Origin of the sequence: Thiomicrorhabdus indica (assembly GCF_004293625.1) — a bacterium.
GTDB classification, from domain to species: domain Bacteria; phylum Pseudomonadota; class Gammaproteobacteria; order Thiomicrospirales; family Thiomicrospiraceae; genus Thiomicrorhabdus; species Thiomicrorhabdus indica.
Window position 1 is genome coordinate 1,037,188 of the sequence record NZ_CP033040.1, and the last position, 20,394, is coordinate 1,057,581.

Below are 20,394 nucleotides of genomic sequence, written 5' to 3' on the forward strand. Positions count from 1 at the left end.
AGTCGCATTACAAGGAAAGCAATATTATGTCGCAATCGGCAATCAAAATTGGGTTTATTACAGTTTCAGATCGCGCCTCTCGTGGAGAATACGAAGATTTAGGGGGGCCTGCGATGCAAGAGTGGATTGGTAAAGCTTTGACGAATGATTGGCAGCCGGTAGCAAAAGTCATTGCTGACGAACAAGGACTGATTGAGCAGACCATTAAACAGTTAGCTGATGATGAACATTGTTGTTTGATTTTGACAACTGGTGGCACTGGGCCGGCAAAAAGGGATGTGACGCCTGAAGCCACAGAAGCGGTCTGCGATAAAATTTTAGATGGTTTTGCAGAGCAGATGCGTGCAGTGTCCTTGCAGTATGTCCCAACGGCGATTTTGTCACGTCAGATTGCCGGCATTCGCGGTGAAAGTCTAATTATTAATTTGCCAGGAAAACCATCTGCCATTGGCGAATGTTTGGAAGCGGTTTTCCCTGCAGTGCCATATTGTGTGGATTTGATTGATGGGCCTTATCTGGAAACAGATGAAAACTTTGTGAAGGCGTTTCGACCAAAGCACGCGAAGAAGCCTGCATAAAAATTCTCTTAAATGTTATTTGCCAGAACAGACCAAATTAATAAAAGGAATCTCCGTGGTACCGATGAATTATCAATATGAAGGATTGGAAACGCTCATTGACTTTGTTCGTTGGGGGGGATCGCTTTTTCGAAAAAATGAACTGTTTTTTGGACATGGCACCGATAATGCTTTTGATGAAGCTCGCGTGTTAGTTTTTCATGCATTGTCATTGCCACAAGAAGTTCCAGATATGTATTGGCAGGTGCGTTTAACGCAAACTGAACGTACTGCGGTAACCGAGCTTTTTCGTCTGCGGATTGAAACACGTAAACCAGCGGCGTATTTAATTGGAGAGGCGTGGTTTGCCGGCATTCGATTTAAGGTAAATGAAAATACCTTGGTGCCGCGCTCTCCAATTGCAGAGCTGATTCAGCAGCGTTTTGAACAATGGGTCGAAGCCGATTCGGTGACGCGCGTTCTGGATATGTGTACTGGTAGTGGCTGCATTGGTTTGGCAAGTTTACAAGCTTTTCCGAATGCCACTGTGGATTTGGTGGATATTTCGCCAGAGGCTTTGGAAGTCGCTCAGCAAAATATCGATATGTATGATTTGAATGATGTGGCTCGTGCCATTCAATCGGATCTATTTTCAAATCTTCAGGGTGAAAAATATGATTTGATTGTTTCGAATCCGCCTTACGTGGATGAAATCGAAATGGATCATTTGCCACCGGAATTTCAACAAGAACCGAGTTTGGGCTTAGCTGCCGGTAAAGATGGATTGGACTTGGTGCGTAAAATTTTGGTTGAAGCCGCGGATCACTTGAATGATGACGGAGTCTTAGTTGTTGAAGTCGGTGTAAGCCAATATTATTTGGAACAAGAATACCCAGAGTTGCCATTTTATTGGTTTGAATTTGAGCATGGCGGGGAAGGTGTTTTTGCCATTCAGAAACAAGAGTTAGAAGTGTTTGCCGAATTACTGCAACAGCGAGTGTAGAAGAATTTGGCTCTGAAAGAGGATTGATTGAAATGTTGGATACAAAAACTGTTCAAAAAGCTTACCGGCCGGTAAAGTTTCCACACTGTTCTCAAATTGCTCATCAATTTATTCGTCAATCCAAAAGCTGGCTGGTTGCTTCGATACTCGCATTTTCGGCGTTGGTGTTTCTGCAAGCTAATTCGGTTTATGCACAAGAACCTTTAGTTGATTTAGCGTCTGAGTTGGCCAAAATCAAAAAAGAAAACAATTCGTTAACTGTGCCTGAAGATGAAGTGCAGCTTGGCGAAGAGTCAAAAGATTTGCCGGCCGGTAAAGAAAAAGAAGTGTCCGATCATCATGGCGCGAACGGCGTTCATTGGAGCTATTCAGGTGATACAGGCCCAAGGCATTGGGGAAAGTTATCGTCCGATTATACTCAGTGTGATGTGGGCAAAAGTCAGTCGCCAATCGATTTACGTGAAAAATCCGCTGTCGGTGCTCAAGGGTTGCCTGAGCTGGATATTCGTTACCGAGATGTTCCCTTAAAAATTAAAAATAATGGTCACAGCATCCAAGTAGATTACCCGTTGGGGAGCTACATTAAAGTTGGTGGTAAGCGTTATGAATTGATGCAATATCATTTTCATACGCCAAGCGAACACCAAAAAGAAGGCTTTAATTACCCAATGGAAGTGCATTTGGTGCACAAGGATGGCGATGGCAATTATGCGGTGATTGGCATTCTTTTCCAAGAAGGAGAAGATAATGCGGCCTTGAATACCTTGTTGCAACACCTGCCAAAAGAAATGCACAAGTTGGAATTGCATGAAAATGTTAGTTTGAATCCGGTGAAGTTTCTGCCCGTTAATACCGAGTTCTTTAAATATTCTGGGTCTTTAACGACGCCTCCTTGTACGGAAGGCGTTTATTGGATGGTCTTTAAACAGCCGATTCAAGCCTCTGCTAAGCAAATTATGCAAATGAATGAAGTTCTAGGTGAAAATGCTCGGCCGGTGCAATCGTTGAATTCGCGAGCTGTATTAAAATCTTGGTTAGAAGTGGAACAAGACACTCAATTTTATGAGTTTTACTAGAGTTTAACTTTTACACGTTTTAATCCTTACCGGCCGGTGAAGTTTGCGTTAGTTGAAATATGGCGCAATAAACTCTTTCGGGATTCGTTTGGGTTTGTGCGAGTCTAAGGTAATGCAAACGTACACACTGTTCGCCTTAAAAACGGTTTTGTTATCTTTGATTCGTACAAATTCAAAAAAGCGCTCGCGTTGGCAGCAGCCAAGTTGCTTGCCAATCCAAGTCCTCAATTCGAGTTCGTCGCCAGCATAACAACTTCCCAAATAATGCATGTGATGTTCGTAAACTGCCAAAATTCGGTTAAGTTGTTGTTGCAGCGGTTTATCAATGCCGACCGATTGCGCATGATGCCAAGCGACTTTTTCCATCCAATCTAAATAACTTTTGTTATTCACATGACCTAAAAAGTCTAAGTCAGGGGCGTTAACGGTATAGTTTTCACTGTAAATGGGATTCATAGGCTAAAAATCTTGGCACTCACAACGGTCTTAAGTGCCTCAGCGTTTCAAATAAAGTAGAATATTGCGAATTAAATTTCAGAAAAAGAAGTGTAACGTATGTCAGGAAATACTTTAGGACAAAATTTTCGCGTCACCACCTTTGGTGAAAGTCATGGTTTAGCATTGGGTTGTATTGTGGATGGATGTCCTCCAGGTTTAGAACTTTGTGAAGCGGATATCCAAGCAGAGTTAGATCGTCGTAAACCGGGAACCTCTAAGCATTCAACCGCGCGTCGTGAAGATGATGAAGTACAAATTTTGTCGGGTGTATTTGAAGGCAAAACCACCGGTACGCCAATCGGTATGATTATTCACAACAAAGATCAACGTTCAAAAGACTATTCAAAAGTGGCGGAAACTTTTCGTCCAGCGCATGCGGATTACACCTACACACAAAAATACGGTTTCCGTGATTATCGTGGTGGTGGACGTTCTTCAGCGCGTGAAACTGCCATGCGTGTGGCAGCAGGTGCAATTGCGAAGAAATATTTGAAAGAACGTTTAGGCGTTGAGGTGAAAGGTTATCTATCGCAGCTTGGGCCAATCAAAGTTGAAAATGTCGCTTGGCCGTTCGATAACGACAATATTTATTTTTGTCCAGACGAACAAAAACGTGAAGAAATCCGCGTTTACATGGATGAGTTGTTGAAAAAGAAAGATTCTGTTGGCGCAAAAATTACTGTAATAGCCAAAAATGTTCCGGTTGGATTAGGCGAGCCGATTTTTGACCGTCTGGACGCCGATTTGGCACACGCTCTTATGAGCATTAATGCGGTAAAAGGTGTGGAAATTGGTGATGGTTTTGAAGTGGCAGGGCAGTTGGGCACGGAACACCGTGATGAAATGACCTCTGAAGGCTTTGAGTCCAATCATGCCGGTGGCATTTTAGGCGGAATTTCAACCGGACAAGAAATCACTGCACACATTGCACTCAAGCCAACCTCGTCCATTATGACTCCTGGACGTTCAATTAATACCTCGGGTGAAGAAATTGAAATGGTGACAAAGGGTCGCCATGATCCTTGTGTCGGCATTCGTGCCACACCGATTGCTGAAGCACAAATGGCGATTGTCTTGTTAGACCACTTTATGCGTAATCGAGCGCAAAACGGTGATGTTGTACCGCCAATCATGGATTTGGCTTCTAAAAACGTCTAAATAAAAACGTTTAAACACTCAGTTAGTCACGAACGAGTGACTGCATTTCCCCATCATTAATTACATGGAATCGCTCAACTTCCATTCAAGAGTGATTCCATTTTCCTATTCTCGTAACGATAATCGACTATTCAAACGGCTGATCTCACTCTGCCAGAATGCTGAATTAACACATTCTTATTGTCAATTTATAAAATATAACTCGCCATATTCAATTATTTATGTAAATGATTGTTTTCTCTTACTCTCGATTTCAGTCTTGTTTGATTTAAAATAAGCCTTAATTTGCTATCAAAACAATGCGTATAAGTATTGTTTTGTGTCTTTAAGCCGTATTAATGGCATCTCGTATGCTTATCTGAAGGTGAAGTTATCATGGAGACGATTTTATGGATATTTCAGCAGTAAATGTGGCAACTTCTGCCTATGGTGTGAATAATAAGAATTCTACGGTGGCAGCGACAAATCAAAGCGGCAATGGGATGCAAACAACTCAATCGGATACACTGACACTGTCAAATCAAGCACAATCTACTGTGTATTCAAGGCCAATTAAAGAGCAAGTTGATGAAATGGCTCAGAGAATACAGTCAATTTATGAGAAGACTGGCTGGTTCGTACTCGAATTTGGGAAAAAGTCTTTATCTGAAAACTTACCTGAAAATCAGCCTCTTATTGATCAACTGAAAGCTGAGTACCCAGAATCGAATACAGAACGGCAAGAAGAGATTGCTTATCGTTTACGAACGTTACAGGAGTTCGGTCATCAATATTATTTTCCAGATGAGGAGTCTTTGGTAAAAGTGCGTGATATTCAGATGACGGCAATTAATCAATTCCTGTCAAGTCTCAGTAAAGAGGAGGTTCAAGCCCAAATGAATAATTCTAGGATTTTACGAGAGAGGATTTTATCTGGTGATGTTCAAGCCGAGCAGGAACTAAAAGCAATGCTACGCCAAGCTCAACCTGAAGAGATACGAAATATGACGGAACAAGAAGCGAATGCCCATGGAAATATGCTTCAGGAAGAGCGTTTTGGTCATAAGTAAATGTCTTTAGTTTTATTCATATTTGCTGATTCACATCTGTCTTTTCTATGAATCAGCAAATAATCTTTTTTAAAGAGCGCTTATTCTAGCCACTCCGATGGAAAATGTTCCATTCCAAGGTCTATCCCAGCTTTTAAAATTCTTGTACCAATCTGCGTAAACAGTATTGTTTGGTTCATCATAGAAACCATAAAGAGTATGTTCTTCAATAGTTTGATAAGTGCTTCTTGGTGCGCTTTGGCCATCATAGGTCACCAAGTAAGCTTCGCCAATTAATGCAATATCTGATCCAGAAGAGATGCGTTTACCGCCTGTCCAAGTGCCGCCTCCTTTGTAAATGTAAGAACGATAATCACTTTTAGCACCGTAAAAGTTCCAGACGTATTCAAACTCAGTGTAAGTGAAGTTGCTAGGTAATGGCCCAGCCCCACGCACTTCATCTAGTTGTTGCTCATCCATCACTTGAATGCTTGAATCTAATCCTGCTAAAACATTTGGCATAGCATTGTCAGCCTGAGAGGCTGTAAATGGTGCAGCTGAGATAGTTAGTATTACAAATAGTTTTTTCAACATAAGTATTTCCTTATTTAAGTTATTTAATGCGTTATACAAACGCATTAGTGATATTGCTATATATTCTGTTTCAATTCGCACCTAAAATAAGATTGATAATGAGTTGTTATATGAATAGATTTTTTCTTTTTATTATGTTTTTTCTATGTCGGCTTTAGCTGATCAAGTGACATTGAAAAATGGCGATAAAATAAGTGGTCAAGTTTTAACTTATGCTAAAGGAATTTGTCTTTTTAATTCACAGTATAGCGGTTTGATGAAATTGCCTTATGAGCAAATGGTTGGTTTGAGTATCGATAAACCTGCGCAAGTTATTTTTGGTGAAGATGAACGATTGTCAGGTATTCTGAAATTTGATGAAACTTCCCAAGTTCTTACCTCAAAAACGGTCGGAGAAGTACGTTTACCTATTACGGATATTTCTCAGATTCGTCGCGATTTTGCTGAAGAAAAAGCTGAATTGAAAAAGGAGTCGAAAACTCAGAACGTTAAAGATAGCTACGGCGAAGAGGCTTCTGAACCAACACTGGATTTTTTACGCGGATCAACGGTTTTGCTTAAAGATGGACAGCAAGAGTTCAGTCTTGGATTTCGCTATAATCGGAACCGGTATAACTACCCGACTATGTTTAACTCTAATGATATTATCAACACGACAAGTCGTCGTGTTGATACAGTCCTTGGTTATAGTATTGGGTTGAAAAACAATCTTGAACTTTGGGCTCGCGCACCCTTGGTTTACACGCATCTTAAAGATGTTTCCAGTAATGAGTTTGTTCGTAACCATGAAGAGTTGGCTTTTGGAGATATTCAACTGGGTGCTCAATACCTAATTGAACCACAGTCTTTTGATTGGCCGTCAATTAGTTGGTCAGTTCAATTGAGCGCACCGACCGGTAAAAAACTCGATTATGCTTATCCTGAAGATTGGAAAAATTTAGGTTCAACGGGTGGTGGTTCTTGGGCGATTTCTACAGGTTTAGATTTCACTAAGATGGTTGATCCCATTGTTCTGTTTGGTGGTATTAGTCTAACCCATATGAATGATTTCACAGTCAATGGACAAGAGGTTGAACCGGGAAAAGGATTCGGTGCTTATTACGGGTTAGGGTTTGCGGTGAATAACAAGTTGTCACTTAGCAGCCGATTAAGTTGGAATTATTATGGTAATACGCGTTTAGATGGTATTGAAATGCAAGGTTCTGATTCTGAGCAAATTGACCTTGGTCTAGGGCTGTCTTACAGAATGAATCCATCTTTGACCGTTACACCCAATCTTATGTTTGGTCTTGGCAGCGAAGCGAGCACACCAGCACTATCTATGAACTTTGCATGGAAGATTTAAGCAATGAGAGTATTGTTTGTTGGTTTTCTTTTCATAACACATAGTCAATTTGTTTTTTCTGATGAAGGTACAAAGCACTCTTTTCAATCTTGGCAAACTCTCAAATTTGAACAGGTTGTGAAACAGGGGCTGGATTATTCATGTGGCTCCGCATCGATGGCAACAATTTTAAATCATTACTTTGGTGATTCAATTTCCGAATCATCACTAACGCTGGATATGACTGCACGCCTTTCCAAAGAAGAGCTAGCAGGTAGGATAAAAGATGGTTTTTCGATGCTCGATATGCGAGATACGTTGGTTCGATTTGGGTATCAAGCCGTGGGTGTTCAATTAAGTTTTGAGCAAGCTGAACAGTTGAAAGGGCCGATTGTTGTGCTTTTGAGAAAAGAAGAGATTAATCACTTTGTGGTGCTGAAAGGCATTGTCAATGACTTAGTTCAAATTGCTGACCCAACCTCTGGCAACCTTAAACTAACGAAAAGTGAGTTTTTGCATTATTGGCAAGGGGAAGCACTTGCAATTGGGAAAGCGGGATTTGAATTATCGGATGCAGTTTCTCTAAAAGCCAATCAAGAGAGTTACTCTCCTGCTCAAGAATCAGCTCGATATTGGATAAAATACCGCTGATTGAGACAAACTGTTTTGCAAGTATAGATTAAAAATCATCAACTTTGAATTTTTAGACTTGCCGTTCGAGTTTATTGGTTCGCTCTTTTCAGCGTTAAACCGTTCTTAAAGGTTTTAACAAAGCTTTTACAACACACTTTACCGGCCGGTAGAAAAACGCCCAACAGAAAAAATCCTATTGGGCGTTTTTTATTTTAGGTATTTTTAATATTCTTTAAGTGTTTCCTTAGGGAGGCAGTTTTATACCTTAAACTGATTTACCAAACCAGAGAGTTCATCAGCCGCTTCTTTCATGTTTCCAGATGAGTTGGTCGTTTCACTGACTAATGCCATATTTTGTTGAGTGGCATTATCTACCTCATTTAATGAGTGACTGACTTGACTAATTGATTGAGTCTGTTCGCTTGAAGCTTGGTTAATCTGGCTAATAATCGCCGAGACTTGGTTAATCGACTCTTTAATGTGTTCTAGAGCTTGATCGGAGTTTTGAGCGTGTTCTGTTCCTTGTTCGACAGTCTCCACCGTATTTTCAATCAATACTTTAATATCTTTTGCCGCTTCAGCAGATTTGGCTGCAAGACTCCGTACTTCGCCTGCAACCACCGCAAACCCACGTCCATGCTCACCGGCGCGTGCCGCTTCAACAGCCGCATTTAAAGCCAGTAAGTTGGTTTGGAAAGCAATCCCGTCAATTAGTGAAATGATTTCGACAATCTTAGCCGAAGCTTCTTTAATGTCATTCATTGATTCAACGGTGTTTTTCATAATTTCAGACCCTTTTTCGGCCTGAATCTGTGCTCCGTGAGCCAGTTTGGTTGCTTCTTCTGATTGATTTGAAGTCTGTTCAACATTCTGGGCAATTTTCTCCATCATTTGGCTTGTGGAATCGAGGGATTGAGTTTGTGTTTGCGTTCGTTGATTTAAGTCTTGTGCGCCTTGATAAATATGTGTGACGTTTTGTTGTAAGGATTGAACACTGTGAGTGGTTTGACCAATTAACTGAGATAGGCTTTGATTGGTTTGCGCCAATAACGTTGCAACATCTTTGAATTTACCAAGATAATTGCCGGCCACTTGTCGTGTCAGATCACCCGAGGCCATGGCTTCAATAACAGCGGAAATATCATCCAAGGCGTTAGAAGTTTGGCTAACACGATGATTCAAGGCGTCGACCAATTTTCCTAAATCTCCATGTGCAGTCAGTTGAATTTGTTGAGTGAAGTCGCCTTTTGCCATACTCTCCAGCATGTGATTAATCTCATTGAAAATCGTATCCAGTTCATGCATGGTCTCATCCATTTTTGAACGAATCGACCCTGCGACCCTGTCATTCATTCGAGCAGAGAAATCGCCATCTCTCAAAGCTTTTGCCATGCGTTCGAGCTCTTTCATGGTAAAAGAAGTACTTTGTACAGATTGATTGACGGCGGTTTGCAGAGTTTCAAAGTCGCCATGTGCACCAGAGGCTGAAATTTGTTGACTAAAATCGCCTTTTGCGACGGCTTGCATGACTCGGTTACTTTCTTTAAAGCTGTTATCGACCAGTTGTAAAAGCTGGTTAATACTGTTGGCGGCTTGTCCGATTTCATCTTGGCTTTTGACAGGAATGCGTAGACTCAAGTCGCCTTGTTGTTCGACTTTGGTCACAAGGTCTTTCATTTCATCCAGCGGTCTGAAAGCTTTAGTCAAAATCGCTTTGACCATTAAGAACGCTAATATTGCCCAGACGATGATTGCAATGGTTCCCCAAATCAACGTAGCGTCTTCGGTGGCTTGAATGTCTGTTTTATCAGAGATTGAAACCATGTATCCAAATGGTTGACCGGTAGAATCGAGAACTTGTTTTGATTCAACGTCGAAGCTCTTCGTACCATTTTCGTTTGAAAGTATTAGGGTTTCTAGGCTTTCGTCTTGAATCGAAATTTGCGCTTTTTGTAATTCTGCTTCTAAGGTTTCGTTGGAGCTGGCGAGAACTTTTTCGGCATTCAAGTCATACAACATCAAATCAAATTGCCCAACCTTAGCAGAATCAGCAATTAATGCGGAAAAGTCGAGGGCAATATCAACTAAAGCCAAAAGTTGGCCGCGTGGAGCAATCGGAAGGATAAAGTGGACTTGTGGCTGACCTGCTCCAATGGTTTCAATTCCTCGAATCAGGTTCAATTCTTCTTTTGCTTGTGTGAGAAGTTTAGAATTAATCTTGCCAGATTCTTTTGGATTGCGAGTGAACAGTAAGTTGAAATTCGGGTCTAAAATTCGGATGTTGTTGGCAACGTTTGTGGCCTCAAGCAAGTTTGCCGTTGTGTTGGCACGCGCAATAATGCCTTCCAAATCCTTATCTTGAATTGCTTTGAGCATTTTGTCATCTCGGGTGAACGAGAAAACTTCTTTTTCCATGAGTTCCTGAGCTCGCGACACCATTATATTAGAGATGGCAAGGCGTTTACTTTCAATGGAATGTTGCAGTTGTTGTTTCATTTGTCCATGATTGACGACAAATAAACCTAACAAAATGGTAATGGTAATGAATAGGACACTTAGGGTGAAAAGCTCTAATTTTTGGCGAAGTGAATTGAATTTCATGATAGTCTCAATGTATTCTCAGTCTGTTTAGATGGCATTTGCTGAGAGGGGTCTGGGTTTACTTTTGACAAGAGGTTTCAGCAAATATTTTGAGTAGTAAATCTTCTTTTTAAATGTACTAAGCAGATTTTTTAGCTACTCGTATGGGTAGCCTGCATTTTTCCATGAAGGGAATCCAAGACGGTAGTAATAGACTTTTTGATAACCGTAGTCGACCAGTTTTTTTGCGGCATTCGCAGCACGTTTGCATTTAATGGCATTGCAGTAAGTAACAACCGGTTCGTTGACATCCACCTGTTTAAGTAAATTTTCTTTATCAAATTCAGTTTTAATATTAATATGCAGTGCCCCTGGGATGCGGCCTGCTTCCCAGTCACTGCTTTTTCGAGTGTCGATAAATTTAACGCCTTGTCGCCAGAGTTTTTTGGCTTCGTCTGGCGCAATTGTTGTGGCACCGGAGACGGTTTCTGGTGAGACGCCTTTGGCAGAAACAATTTGACTGAAAGCCATTAAAATGGCTAGAACGCTAACAGCTATAAAGGTTTTCGCAGCTATTGAGTTTTGAGATGAACTGGGGGGATTCAGTAGAATTTGAGCATCGAATTCTCGAATTGTTCTCATGAGGTATGACTCCGTCTAAAAGATTTCATTATTTTTATAATTTTTTCACGCTCAAATTTAACATCGGTAAGTGTTAAAAAACTTGCTTTGTGTCAAGAAGCTTCAAAGTTGGAAGTACGCCATAACTGAAGAGAAACTAATTTAAGTAGTTATGTTTATGTTGTTAATTTTTATACGTAATTTGTTGTGCTGTTAAATGTTCAAACTCTCCGCGTTTTATTTTTTCTATTTCACCTTATTAGGGGCTTTTTTACCTTATTTAGGGGTGTATCTCAGTTCCCTGAGTTTTTCGCCTGCTGAGATTGGGCAGTTAATGGCGGTGTTGATGATTACTAAAGTGATTGCGCCGAATATTTGGGGGATTTTTTCAGACTCTACCGGCCGGCCAGTTTTTTGGGTGCGTTTGGCACTGCTGTTTGCAACTTTAGGGGCAACAGGACTTGTGATATCTCAAAGCTATTGGGGCATTTTTGTCACTTTACTGCTATTAAGTTTTTTCTGGCATGCCTCTTTACCGCAATTTGAGTCTTATACCTTTAAAACCTTGGGGTCTCAAAAACACCGTTATGGTCAAATTCGCCTTTGGGGATCAATTGGTTTTATTGCTGCTGTTTTGCTGTTAGGTCAGTGGTTTGATAATGCTGGACTTGAGAATTTTCCTTGGGTGATTGTTGGAATGTTTGTTGTGGTTTTGTTGAGCAGCTTTTTAAGTAGAGATCAACAATTTGAAACCCATACCTCAGGTTTTGAAGAAAACTTTCTAAGTATTGTCAAACGGCCAGAAGTTTTAGCTTTGCTATCTGTGAGTTTTTTGGTGCAGGTTTCACATGGTGTTTATTACAGCTTTTTCACTATTCAGATGACAGAACTCGGTGTGAGTAAAACTGTCACCGCATGGTTATGGGCATTGGGTGTTATTGCCGAAATTGCGGTATTTTGGTGGATGGCTAAACTGTTTCAACGTTTTTCTGTTCGAGGGTTGATTTTACTGGCGATTGCTTTGACTGTTTTGCGCTGGGGAATTACAGGTTGGCTGGAAACTTCTTTTGCTTGGATTGTTTTTGCACAAGTACTGCATGCAGCGAGTTTTGGTTTGTTTCATGCCTGTGCGATTTACCTGATTGATCAATACTTTACCGGCCGGCATCATGGTAAAGGGCAGGCTTTATTTGCGGCATCGAGTCACGGTTTGGGAGGTGCACTTGGCATGCTGATTGCCGGTTATGCTTGGCAAGCCGGCGGTGCAAGTTTGAGCTATAGCTTGATGGCTTTTTCCGCGATGTTAGCCGGCTTTATTGCTTGGCGTTGGGTGAAATAATTTATTTTTTCACCCATTGACCATTGATTTGAATGTATTGGCCTGGCGCGGTTTTTTGCAAAGCTTTTTTACCGGCCAGTATTTCAACTTGCTGTAAATCAAGCTGATTATCGGCCGCTAACTTTTGGTATTGCTGTTTACGAGCCTGATTAATGAGTGTCACAATTGATTGCGCATTTGCTTGGTTTTTGACGACTCCCAGATAGCCATCTGGTTTTTCACCCACTAAACCTTGAGATTTTACCGTGCCAAGTTGAGACATTGCTTGCGATAAATTCATCGCAAAGCTGTTTTGACTGATTGCGAACAAAAAGCTGCTGAGCAAGACTGTTAATAATGTCATTTTTTTCATAAGTTCTCTCCCTAACTTTTGCCTATATCGTTTTTTTAAAATAGCCCGCTGGATTCACTAAACATGTTGTCGAGTTCTTTGTCGATTTTGATTAAGATTTCATGTTGAATTTTGACATTCAAATTGATGTTGATTGGTTCTTTGGGCAGTTCAACTTGAACCGCTGGGGTGCAAGCGGTTAGCAACATAAAACCTAACGCCATACTCAAGATAGAAAATAATGGAAATGATTTTTGGGTTTTCATCTTATAGATTCTCTCAATATTCAGATGATTGTTTTCACAATCGTTTGAAAAGTTTAGCAGAATTGACAGCAGCCGAGAGGGTTACGAAAAATTTTTCCTCCTCGTTTATTGAAGAGGCTTTAAACCACGCTCTTTTTGTAGTTTTTCTTGGATGCGCTGTTGAATAGTGCTATTGATTTGGTTGGTGATTTGCATACTGGTAATGAGTGCAGGTAAATCTTCTTCAATTTGTATATTGAGGTTCACCTGTCGCCCGTTTTCTACCTTAGGATTATTCCCTTCTAAACGCAGTTTCAGGCGTAGTTTTTGTTGTTCATCCAATGAAACTTGCGAGTCAAGAATTGTGTAATGAAAGTCTTCTAAAACTGTTAAAAGCGTTTCCATGCTTTTGTGAATTTGTTTAAGCCCCGCAGAGTTCGCTTGATATTGCAAAATACCTCCTGATTTCGAGGCAGAAATTTCGCCATTGGCAATTCGTAAAACCGATGTTTTTTGCGCTTGGTTTGTAAGGTTGAGTGAAAAAGGTAATTCGCCTTGTAAGCGTCCGGTTCCATAGAGTTCAGCCGTTGGGTATTGCAACAATAATGCTTGGAGGTTTACATTGTCTAAGTGAAGGTTGCCATGAATTTCTTTATCTAAATGAATGATTTTAGAGCCTAAATGGGCTTTGCCTTCAAATATTCCGACTTCGGCTTTTTGTAAAATGATTTTAGTCGCTCGCCAGTTTTCTATAGGTGTTTGGGTTTGTGCAATAACATCGATTGGGCCGACAATTAAGCCGTGATTGAGTTGTTGAACTCGCAATGCTGTTACGTCCGTATGAAGCTGAGCTTTTTCAAGTTGTAATTTGGCCGTCAAATCCAATTGCGAAAACGAAGTTTCATTATAAATCCCGTCTAAGCCGCTGAATTCGAGATGACTTTGTGCCTTGATTGCATCCAGTAAAGAAAAAGGCTTATCGGTTAACAAAACTTGAGGATTGAGGGTTAAGTTACCATTTGCGGATAGCTTTCCAGAAGACAAGTTGAACAGCTTTGGCCAATTAACTAACGTTTTTTTGATTGGGTTGCCCGCCAAGAGATATTGGTCAGCCAAATTCCAATCAATCGTGATTTCTTTTGGAGTCAGGTTGGCAAGATAGTCAGCACGAACGCCTGACGTATTTTGTAACTCACCTTTTAGTTTTATGAATTGAATTGCGTTAATCGAGTCAGGCAAACCTTTGAAGGTAGACGATAACGTTCCTGTCGTCTGCCAACTTTGAGGTTTCAACTGTTGATGTGTAAGGGTACCAACATTGGTTTGGTATTGAACAGACAGTTTTTTTTCATGCTGATGATCGTTTTGTACTTGCAGTTGCTTCAAAGTGGTTGTGAGTTGTTGAAGTTTTAAATCTGCATTAATGTAATCTCCATCTAGGGTTAATGTTTGGGCGTTAAGGGATAAGCTGTCGGTAAGGTTTTTAAATTCTGGGATGTGTATATTTAGGTGGTTAATTTGTAACTGGTTAATCGCCAGAGAGTGCTGTTTTTGAATCAGCTTGGTGGAGGCAATGGCTTGATTTATTTGAATATCTCCACCCGTTAAATTAAGTTGGGCAGTTAGATCGACATTGGCTCGAAGGTTTTTAAAGGCTATTTGAGGATTAAGTTTTAGTTTTGTATTGCTCAGCTTTATGTGTGCTTTCTCAACTGAAAGGCTTGGTGACTCTTCCAGTGAAATCAGGCCTTTGCCTTCTATACTCATGGATGAAGTGGACGTTTTTGTTTGCGGAAGCGAGTATAGATTCAGCTTAAAGGACAGTTGTTTTGAAGACTTTTGTTCAAACGATTGTTTACTATGAAGGGTGAGTCCGATAGTGTCAAATGTCCAGTTTTGCTCGACAAACCATTGTGGTTTGTTGAAATCGGTTGCCACAGCATTTGCTTGAATGGAATAACTGGACACTTGATTATTATGAACCGTAACATTGCCTTTCAAACTTCCGCTTACAGAGGCAGCATTCGGCAGAGTCACGGGGCGATTTATTTGTGCTGAAAATTCTGTGGAAAGTTCACGCTGTGTTAAATCCTTAATGGACGCATTCAATAAGCTTGATAATGGAATCTGGGTTTGCGTAGATAACTTAAATTCAGGTTTCTCAAGTGAAAAAGAACCGGCCGGTAAAAAAGGGGAAATTTGGGAGGCAAGTTGTTGAAGGTTTATCTGGAATGGGCTCCATCGATGATACATATCAAATAATTTTTGCCAATCGTCCGAGAATGCATGCCGCAATTTATTCGCCGGATTGATTTCTGTGACTTGAGGAAAATCACTTAGAGTTTCCGTATCCACTTTTAGAGTCGTGAAGGTTGCATCGGACTGTGTTTGTGCTGAGACTTTAAGATTGATGGTTTTGGGATCGACAAACTGACTATTGATTGAAAACTGTGAAGTATTCACAGGTTGTTTCAAAGGCAAGCGGAAGTCAGCCTCACTCCTTACCTGAAGGGTTGGATACTCAGTGTCATGTGCTTGCAACTTGATTGTTCCTGATAAAGTTTCGAGATTCAGTTTCGGCTGTATAGATAGTTTGGAAGAGATTTTGCACTGTTCGAGAGTGGATGAAGGGCATGGCAGAAGGAAGGTAAGTTCTTGAATATCAATGTTTTTGGGAATCAGGTTGTACGTAGAGTTGTTTGAGAGCTCCATCAATTGCTGCTGTATTGATTTGATGAGGGAGTTAATTGGAACGGGTTGCGCGTTGTTTGATGGAGTGAGCGGTTCCAATAGTTGAATCTGTAAGTGTTCGATATTGAGCTTTGAGATACCGGCATCCGATGTACGGTTTGGATGAACAAGGTTTTGAGCGGTTTTAAGCAGTGCTTCTGAGCTGGTAATTTTTAGACCATTAACGCGAATCTGATAGTTTTTCTGGTAGCGCAATTTTAGCTGTTCCAGATAAATCTGATGCGGCTCAAATTTTGGAAACTGCCAATCTAAAATCTCTATTTCGAGGGCTTTGCTCTGTTGCTGAATGAGAGTATTTGACCAATAGATTGCTAATACCAGACTCAACATCACGAGTAGCAAAAGATAGACAGTGGTAAGGAGACAAAGCTTTAGAATCTTTCTCATGGTCAAACATCTGTTTAAAATGACTCCTGAAGCTTTCGGAGTCTATTTGTAATGAACTGGCATAAAAATTTTAGTTAGACCTGAGTATAATGCCTAGTACCAATAGATTAGAAGCGTTTATTTGAGAGGAAACTTATGCGTTTATTACATACGATGTTACGAGTTGGCAATCTAGACCGTTCAATTGAGTTTTATACCAAAGTTCTTGGAATGGAGTTGCTTCGTAAAAAAGATTACCCGAAAGGTGAATTTACCTTAGCGTTTTTAGGCTATGGAAATGAAGAAGAAAACACGGTTTTGGAGTTAACCTATAACTGGGGCGTTGACTCTTATGATTTAGGCGCAGGTTATGGACACATTGCGATTGAAGTGGATGATGTCTATAAAGCAGCGGATGATGTCAAAGCGATGGGTGGAAAGATTCTGCGTGAAGCAGGACCTATGAACGCCGGTTCGACCATTATTGCCTTTGTGGAAGACCCAGATGGGTATCAAATTGAATTTATCGGTGCGGATCACGTCCGTACTTAATTTTTAGGTTTTTAGACGAAAGGAATAAAGATGTCTGAATTTAATAATGTCACAGTGGTTCGTGAAGCCAATATTTATTTTGATGGGAAGGTGACGAGCCGTAAAGTGATTTTTGAAGATGGTTCTTACAAAACTCTTGGATTGATGATGCCGGGTGAATACGAGTTTGGTACCGAAGCGGCTGAAATTATGGAGTTTCTTGCAGGACATGTTGAGGTTTTGCTGCCTGGTCAAACTGATTGGCAAACAATCAAAGCAGGGGATAGCTTTGAAGTTCCAGCAAACTCTAAATTCGGCATTAAAGTGCTTGAAGTGTCTGATTACTGCTGTACCTATATTACAGAGTAATTCTTCAGTGAAATTGTAGAGAACCTCTGATTCGATCAGAGGTTCTCTAAAAAAGCGCCGAGTCAGGTTGTCTGATTCGGCGTTTTGCGTTTTAGCCGATGCTTATGGCATTGGTCGATCTTGTTCTTTAATCTGTTTGTTTTGACGTTTTTTCTTCCACTTGAAATAAAAGTGAATGCCAAAGTGTGAAGCGACTAAAACGACAACTGCCACCATGCCAATGGTTCCAATGTGCTCAATCCACATAATACTCCTCCGTAAGTTTTTGATAGTTCGGTAATTCTAACGGCTTTTTGTTAGAATCAGCGCCAAAATTTTGATTGAATTAGGAGTTGTTATGGAAACCACCCCCCCAAGCCAAGGATTTAATTGGCGAACCTATAAAAACGATACGCTGTCTGGTATTACAGTCGCTTTAGCGCTCGTGCCAGAAGCGGTCGCTTTTGCCTTTGTTGCTGGCGTTCATCCGTTGGTAGGGCTTTATGCCGCCGCTATTGTTGGAATGATTACGGCAATTTTCGGTGGTCGTCCGGGAATGATTACCGCAGCGGCAGGTTCCTTGGCTGTTGTCATGATGCACTTAGTTATGGAGCATAGTGCTGCGTATCTGTTCTTGGCGGTGATTATGATGGGGGTGTTCCAGATAATTATCGGCATAATGAAATGGGGGCGGTTTATCCGAATGGTGCCCAGTTCAGTGATGCTTGGCTTTGTGAATGGTCTTGCGCTGATTATTTTGGTCGCTCAGTTTACGCAGTTTAAGGACGTTGATGGTAATTGGTTGAATGGCGATGCTATGACCATGATGGTGGCGATTATTGCAGCAACACTGGCGATTATTTACCTATTACCGAAAATCACTACCGCGGTTCCCTCTGCGTTGGCGGCAATCGTACTGGTTGCATTGGCGGTTGTGATGTTTGACATTAATGCGGTCACTGTTGGCGACCGAGCGGCGGTTTCTGGAACACTTGAATCATTGGTATACGGCGATGGGACTGAAGGTGGCTTCCAAGGGTTGAGCTGGTTTACAACCTTGCCAGAAGGTTTTTGGTCATTGGAAACGCTTTGGATTGTATTGCCTTATGCCATTATCTTAACGATTATTGGTTCAACCGAATCTTTATTGACCATGACATTGATTGATGACATCACAGAAACGCGTGGTAAAGCGAACAAAGAGTGTATTGCACTGGGTTCTGCAAACTGTGTTGCCGGTTCTTTTGGAACCATGGGGGGATGTGCGTTGATTGGTCAGTCGATGATTAACGTCAAATCCGGTGGGACTGGACGTTGGTCAGGAATTTCTGCTGCATTGGGGTTATTTGTCATTATTTTGGCGGCCGCACCTTTAATCGAAATGGTGCCAATCGGTGCCTTAGTTGGTTTGATGTTCTTTGTGGTCATTGCGACTTTTAACTGGTCGAGTTTGCAAATCATGCGTGGTATGACCAAAGCCGATGCCTTTGTTGTGGTTGTGGTAACAGTGCTGACTGTCATGTTTGACCTTGCTGTGGCGGTTATTGCTGGGGTGATTATCGCCGCATTGGTGTTTGCTTGGCAGCACGCACAGCGTATTTTTATTACTTCATCCACTGAAACCATTGATGGTAAAGAGAGCAAAACCTACAACATTCAAGGTCCATTGTTCTTTGCTTCTGCCAAAAACTTTATTGATGCGTTTGATCCGAAAAACGACCCAGAATGTGTGCACATTGATTTTATGTATTCGCGAGTTTATGACCATTCGGGAGTGGAAGCGATTGAGAACCTGACGCAAAAATACAAATCGGCCGGTAAAAAATTGACCTTGAAACACTTGAGCCCTGAGTGTCGAACGCTATTGCACAATGCTAGAGATTTAATTGAGGTGAATGTGTCGGAAGATCCGCACTACCACGTTTCCATGAGCGGCAAAAAATCCTGACATCCTTATTCACTCGCCAGCGTTGTTAGTAAAGAGCTTGTGTAGTATACCTACACGTCGCACTTCACTGTCTAGCTGGACAAGCAAATAAGTTTGTCAGGTCATTAGATGTTTTGTTGGTTTGATTGATAGAATACACACGTCGCTTTTGCTGCCTCGCTGGATAAGCAAATCGCTGTGTCAGATTGTTTTTGAATCACTTGAACTTCACTGCCTAGTCTGGCAAGAAATCGCTCCGTTGATTTTCTAAATCAATGGGGCTTTTTTATAGGCTTATGATGCTTACGCATTGCCAAATTAAGGATAACTGCTTATTCTTGGTGAATACGTTTTTATATAACGTTTTGCTATTACGGAATCACCTATGAAACACTCCTTTGCCATTTCAATTGGCCTTTTGCTTCTACTAATCGTCTGGATGTTATTAGGCGACTCTCCCAAACCTGAACAAGAAAATACTTTAAAGGGCTCGAATGGACTGGTTTCTGTTGAAGTTCGCGACTCTAAAGCGCAATGGGTGACCAGTAGCATTAAAGCTTATGGCGATCTTTTGCCTTTGCGTGAAACCAAAGTGCTGGCTCAAACGTACGGTAAGGTTGAATCTTTACACACGCTCGAGGGTGATGCTGTCGATCAGGGACAATTATTGTTGACCTTGTCGATAGAAGATCGAGAGGCGAAACTTAAACGTGCCGAGGCGAAAACGCTGGAGGCGAAAAACCGTTATCAAGCGACTCGGAAACTTCAAAATAAAGGCTTTAGTGCTCAACAACAAATTGATGAACTGTTTGCAGCCTTTGAAGCGGCCAAAGCCGAAGAGGCCATTCTTCGTCAGGAAGTGGATCAGCTTCGAGTTTATGCGCCTTTTAAAGGGGTTATTGCAAAACAGTTGGTGGAATTGGGTGACTACATTTTTAAAGGTAACCCTTTATTTGAATTGATTGATACGCAATCTATGATTGCAGAGGTTGCGGTTGCCCAAAGCGATTTTCCTTTTTTGAAAATCGGTCATGCTGTTCAAGTTTCTTTGGCAACAGGGGAAAAACTTTCCGGAAAAATTCGTTTTATTGCACCGAAGGCGGATGAAAACACTAAAACTTTCAAGGTTGAGATTTTATTAGAAAATACAGCACATCTACCGAGTGGAATTTCAGTGACCGCAATCATACCTAAAGCTCGGGAACGAGCACATTTAATTTCTTCGGCACTGCTTAGCTTAAATGAGCAAGGGATTGTGGGGGTAAAAATCGTGAATGCACAAGAAAAAGTAGCCTTCTATCCAGTGAAACTTGTTCACGCAGAAAAAAACGGCATTTTTGTCACTGGGTTACCGGAACAAGTCCATTTGATTGTTACCGGGCAGGGGTTTGTTCTAGCTGGACAGAAAGTTCATGCGGTTTTTACCGAGGAAACAAGAAACCCCAATGATGTCATGCAACCGCTTGAAGTGAGAGATTAATTGA

At 41.2% G+C, this 20,394-nt stretch carries 20 protein-coding genes; 12 read left to right on the forward strand and 8 right to left on the reverse strand.

What is annotated here, in order from left to right; translation table 11 throughout:
• The first annotated feature begins 26 nt into the window (after nucleotides 1-26).
• The 3 genes from mog to D9T12_RS04345 all read left to right on the forward strand — a co-directional run bounded on the left by mog (nucleotide 27) and on the right by D9T12_RS04345 (nucleotide 2,636).
• Nucleotides 27-578 carry a molybdopterin adenylyltransferase gene (gene mog / locus D9T12_RS04335; RefSeq protein ID WP_130537027.1) on the forward strand — a complete coding sequence of 184 codons (552 nt, stop codon included), beginning with the start codon at nucleotides 27-29 and terminating at the stop codon, nucleotides 576-578.
• Between the two features lie 64 nt (nucleotides 579-642).
• Nucleotides 643-1,560 (forward strand): 50S ribosomal protein L3 N(5)-glutamine methyltransferase, encoded by a 918-nt coding sequence (gene prmB, locus D9T12_RS04340; RefSeq protein ID WP_130538522.1) that lies wholly within the window; start codon nucleotides 643-645, stop codon nucleotides 1,558-1,560.
• Nucleotides 1,561-1,592: 32 nt separating this feature from the next.
• A complete protein-coding gene (locus D9T12_RS04345; RefSeq protein WP_130537028.1) occupies nucleotides 1,593-2,636 on the forward strand; it encodes a carbonic anhydrase in 1,044 nt (347 codons plus the stop codon).
• Between the two features lie 48 nt (nucleotides 2,637-2,684).
• Here D9T12_RS04345 and D9T12_RS04350 read toward each other — a convergent pair whose 3' ends face one another.
• On the reverse strand, nucleotides 2,685-3,092 hold the full coding sequence (locus tag D9T12_RS04350; protein ID WP_130537029.1) for an acyl-CoA thioesterase: 408 nt from the start codon (nucleotides 3,090-3,092) through the stop codon (nucleotides 2,685-2,687).
• A gap of 99 nt (nucleotides 3,093-3,191) precedes the next feature.
• On the opposite strand from D9T12_RS04350, the gene aroC reads away from it, so the two are divergent.
• Together aroC and D9T12_RS04360 are read left to right on the forward strand one after the other, a co-directional pair.
• On the forward strand, nucleotides 3,192-4,292 hold the full coding sequence (gene aroC, locus D9T12_RS04355; RefSeq protein ID WP_130537030.1) for a chorismate synthase: 1,101 nt from the start codon (nucleotides 3,192-3,194) through the stop codon (nucleotides 4,290-4,292).
• A 389-nt stretch (nucleotides 4,293-4,681) separates the two neighbouring features.
• Nucleotides 4,682-5,341 carry a hypothetical protein gene (locus D9T12_RS04360; RefSeq protein WP_130537031.1) on the forward strand — a complete coding sequence of 220 codons (660 nt, stop codon included), beginning with the start codon at nucleotides 4,682-4,684 and terminating at the stop codon, nucleotides 5,339-5,341.
• A 69-nt stretch (nucleotides 5,342-5,410) separates the two neighbouring features.
• On the opposite strand, the gene D9T12_RS04365 is transcribed toward D9T12_RS04360, so the two are convergent.
• Complete coding sequence (locus D9T12_RS04365) at nucleotides 5,411-5,914, reverse strand: hypothetical protein (RefSeq protein ID WP_130537032.1); 504 nt, start codon at nucleotides 5,912-5,914, stop codon at nucleotides 5,411-5,413.
• Between the two features lie 145 nt (nucleotides 5,915-6,059).
• Here D9T12_RS04365 and D9T12_RS04370 point away from each other — a divergent pair, with 145 nt between their 5' ends.
• The gene (locus D9T12_RS04370) at nucleotides 6,060-7,259 is read left to right on the forward strand and encodes a transporter (protein WP_130537033.1); all 1,200 of its coding nucleotides are present in this window, start codon (nucleotides 6,060-6,062) and stop codon (nucleotides 7,257-7,259) included.
• 3 nt (nucleotides 7,260-7,262) lie between these two features.
• Nucleotides 7,263-7,889, forward strand: coding sequence for a C39 family peptidase (locus D9T12_RS04375; protein ID WP_130537034.1), 627 nt, complete (start codon nucleotides 7,263-7,265; stop codon nucleotides 7,887-7,889).
• A gap of 240 nt (nucleotides 7,890-8,129) precedes the next feature.
• Here D9T12_RS04375 and D9T12_RS04380 read toward each other — a convergent pair whose 3' ends face one another.
• Nucleotides 8,130-10,472, reverse strand: coding sequence for a methyl-accepting chemotaxis protein (locus D9T12_RS04380; RefSeq protein ID WP_130537035.1), 2,343 nt, complete (start codon nucleotides 10,470-10,472; stop codon nucleotides 8,130-8,132).
• Between the two features lie 135 nt (nucleotides 10,473-10,607).
• Nucleotides 10,608-11,093, reverse strand: coding sequence for a rhodanese-like domain-containing protein (locus D9T12_RS04385; RefSeq protein WP_130537036.1), 486 nt, complete (start codon nucleotides 11,091-11,093; stop codon nucleotides 10,608-10,610).
• Between the two features lie 196 nt (nucleotides 11,094-11,289).
• Between D9T12_RS04385 and D9T12_RS04390 the strand changes: the two genes are divergently transcribed.
• Entirely contained in the window at nucleotides 11,290-12,411 is a 1,122-nt protein-coding gene (locus tag D9T12_RS04390) for an MFS transporter (RefSeq protein WP_130537037.1), read from the forward strand.
• Between the two features lies 1 nt (nucleotide 12,412).
• Here D9T12_RS04390 and D9T12_RS04395 read toward each other — a convergent pair whose 3' ends face one another.
• The 3 genes from D9T12_RS04395 to D9T12_RS04405 form a co-directional block, all read right to left on the reverse strand.
• A complete protein-coding gene (locus D9T12_RS04395) occupies nucleotides 12,413-12,763 on the reverse strand; it encodes a YdbL family probable chaperone protein (RefSeq protein WP_206199134.1) in 351 nt (116 codons plus the stop codon).
• Nucleotides 12,764-12,798: 35 nt separating this feature from the next.
• Nucleotides 12,799-13,008, reverse strand: coding sequence for a YnbE family lipoprotein (locus D9T12_RS04400; RefSeq protein WP_130537038.1), 210 nt, complete (start codon nucleotides 13,006-13,008; stop codon nucleotides 12,799-12,801).
• A gap of 105 nt (nucleotides 13,009-13,113) precedes the next feature.
• The gene (locus D9T12_RS04405; RefSeq protein ID WP_130537039.1) at nucleotides 13,114-16,125 is read right to left on the reverse strand and encodes an intermembrane phospholipid transport protein YdbH family protein; all 3,012 of its coding nucleotides are present in this window, start codon (nucleotides 16,123-16,125) and stop codon (nucleotides 13,114-13,116) included.
• Between the two features lie 135 nt (nucleotides 16,126-16,260).
• Here D9T12_RS04405 and gloA point away from each other — a divergent pair, with 135 nt between their 5' ends.
• Entirely contained in the window at nucleotides 16,261-16,656 is a 396-nt protein-coding gene (gene gloA / locus D9T12_RS04410; protein ID WP_130537040.1) for a lactoylglutathione lyase, read from the forward strand.
• Nucleotides 16,657-16,686: 30 nt separating this feature from the next.
• Nucleotides 16,687-17,004: a pyrimidine/purine nucleoside phosphorylase gene (gene ppnP, locus D9T12_RS04415; protein WP_130537041.1), complete on the forward strand. Its 318-nt coding sequence runs from the start codon at nucleotides 16,687-16,689 to the stop codon at nucleotides 17,002-17,004.
• A 102-nt stretch (nucleotides 17,005-17,106) separates the two neighbouring features.
• Here the strand turns inward: ppnP and D9T12_RS12395 are convergent, their stop codons facing one another.
• Complete coding sequence (locus D9T12_RS12395) at nucleotides 17,107-17,250, reverse strand: hypothetical protein (RefSeq protein ID WP_165395034.1); 144 nt, start codon at nucleotides 17,248-17,250, stop codon at nucleotides 17,107-17,109.
• 91 nt (nucleotides 17,251-17,341) lie between these two features.
• Here D9T12_RS12395 and D9T12_RS04420 point away from each other — a divergent pair, with 91 nt between their 5' ends.
• On the forward strand, nucleotides 17,342-18,931 hold the full coding sequence (locus D9T12_RS04420; protein ID WP_130537042.1) for a SulP family inorganic anion transporter: 1,590 nt from the start codon (nucleotides 17,342-17,344) through the stop codon (nucleotides 18,929-18,931).
• Nucleotides 18,932-19,295: 364 nt separating this feature from the next.
• Entirely contained in the window at nucleotides 19,296-20,390 is a 1,095-nt protein-coding gene (locus tag D9T12_RS04425; protein WP_130537043.1) for an efflux RND transporter periplasmic adaptor subunit, read from the forward strand.
• Nucleotides 20,391-20,394 lie beyond the last annotated feature (4 nt).

Excerpts from the sequence above, each read along its gene's own strand:
- D9T12_RS04420 (WP_130537042.1), top strand. The coding sequence starts at position 17,342 with ATGGAAACCACCCCCCCAAGCCAAGGATTTAATTGGCGAACCTATAAA.
- ppnP (WP_130537041.1), top strand. The coding sequence starts at position 16,687 with ATGTCTGAATTTAATAATGTCACAGTGGTTCGTGAAGCCAATATTTAT.
- D9T12_RS12395 (WP_165395034.1), bottom strand. The coding sequence starts at position 17,250 with ATGTGGATTGAGCACATTGGAACCATTGGCATGGTGGCAGTTGTCGTT.
- D9T12_RS04370 (WP_130537033.1), top strand. The coding sequence starts at position 6,060 with ATGTCGGCTTTAGCTGATCAAGTGACATTGAAAAATGGCGATAAAATA.
- D9T12_RS04395 (WP_206199134.1), bottom strand. The coding sequence starts at position 12,763 with ATGAAAAAAATGACATTATTAACAGTCTTGCTCAGCAGCTTTTTGTTC.
- D9T12_RS04405 (WP_130537039.1), bottom strand. The coding sequence starts at position 16,125 with ATGAGAAAGATTCTAAAGCTTTGTCTCCTTACCACTGTCTATCTTTTG.
- D9T12_RS04365 (WP_130537032.1), bottom strand. The coding sequence starts at position 5,914 with ATGTTGAAAAAACTATTTGTAATACTAACTATCTCAGCTGCACCATTT.
- D9T12_RS04375 (WP_130537034.1), top strand. The coding sequence starts at position 7,263 with ATGAGAGTATTGTTTGTTGGTTTTCTTTTCATAACACATAGTCAATTT.
- D9T12_RS04350 (WP_130537029.1), bottom strand. The coding sequence starts at position 3,092 with ATGAATCCCATTTACAGTGAAAACTATACCGTTAACGCCCCTGACTTA.
- D9T12_RS04390 (WP_130537037.1), top strand. The coding sequence starts at position 11,290 with ATGTTCAAACTCTCCGCGTTTTATTTTTTCTATTTCACCTTATTAGGG.
- prmB (WP_130538522.1), top strand. The coding sequence starts at position 643 with ATGAATTATCAATATGAAGGATTGGAAACGCTCATTGACTTTGTTCGT.
- D9T12_RS04425 (WP_130537043.1), top strand. The coding sequence starts at position 19,296 with ATGAAACACTCCTTTGCCATTTCAATTGGCCTTTTGCTTCTACTAATC.
- D9T12_RS04380 (WP_130537035.1), bottom strand. The coding sequence starts at position 10,472 with ATGAAATTCAATTCACTTCGCCAAAAATTAGAGCTTTTCACCCTAAGT.
- D9T12_RS04400 (WP_130537038.1), bottom strand. The coding sequence starts at position 13,008 with ATGAAAACCCAAAAATCATTTCCATTATTTTCTATCTTGAGTATGGCG.
- D9T12_RS04360 (WP_130537031.1), top strand. The coding sequence starts at position 4,682 with ATGGATATTTCAGCAGTAAATGTGGCAACTTCTGCCTATGGTGTGAAT.
- gloA (WP_130537040.1), top strand. The coding sequence starts at position 16,261 with ATGCGTTTATTACATACGATGTTACGAGTTGGCAATCTAGACCGTTCA.
- mog (WP_130537027.1), top strand. The coding sequence starts at position 27 with ATGTCGCAATCGGCAATCAAAATTGGGTTTATTACAGTTTCAGATCGC.
- D9T12_RS04345 (WP_130537028.1), top strand. The coding sequence starts at position 1,593 with ATGTTGGATACAAAAACTGTTCAAAAAGCTTACCGGCCGGTAAAGTTT.
- D9T12_RS04385 (WP_130537036.1), bottom strand. The coding sequence starts at position 11,093 with ATGAGAACAATTCGAGAATTCGATGCTCAAATTCTACTGAATCCCCCC.
- aroC (WP_130537030.1), top strand. The coding sequence starts at position 3,192 with ATGTCAGGAAATACTTTAGGACAAAATTTTCGCGTCACCACCTTTGGT.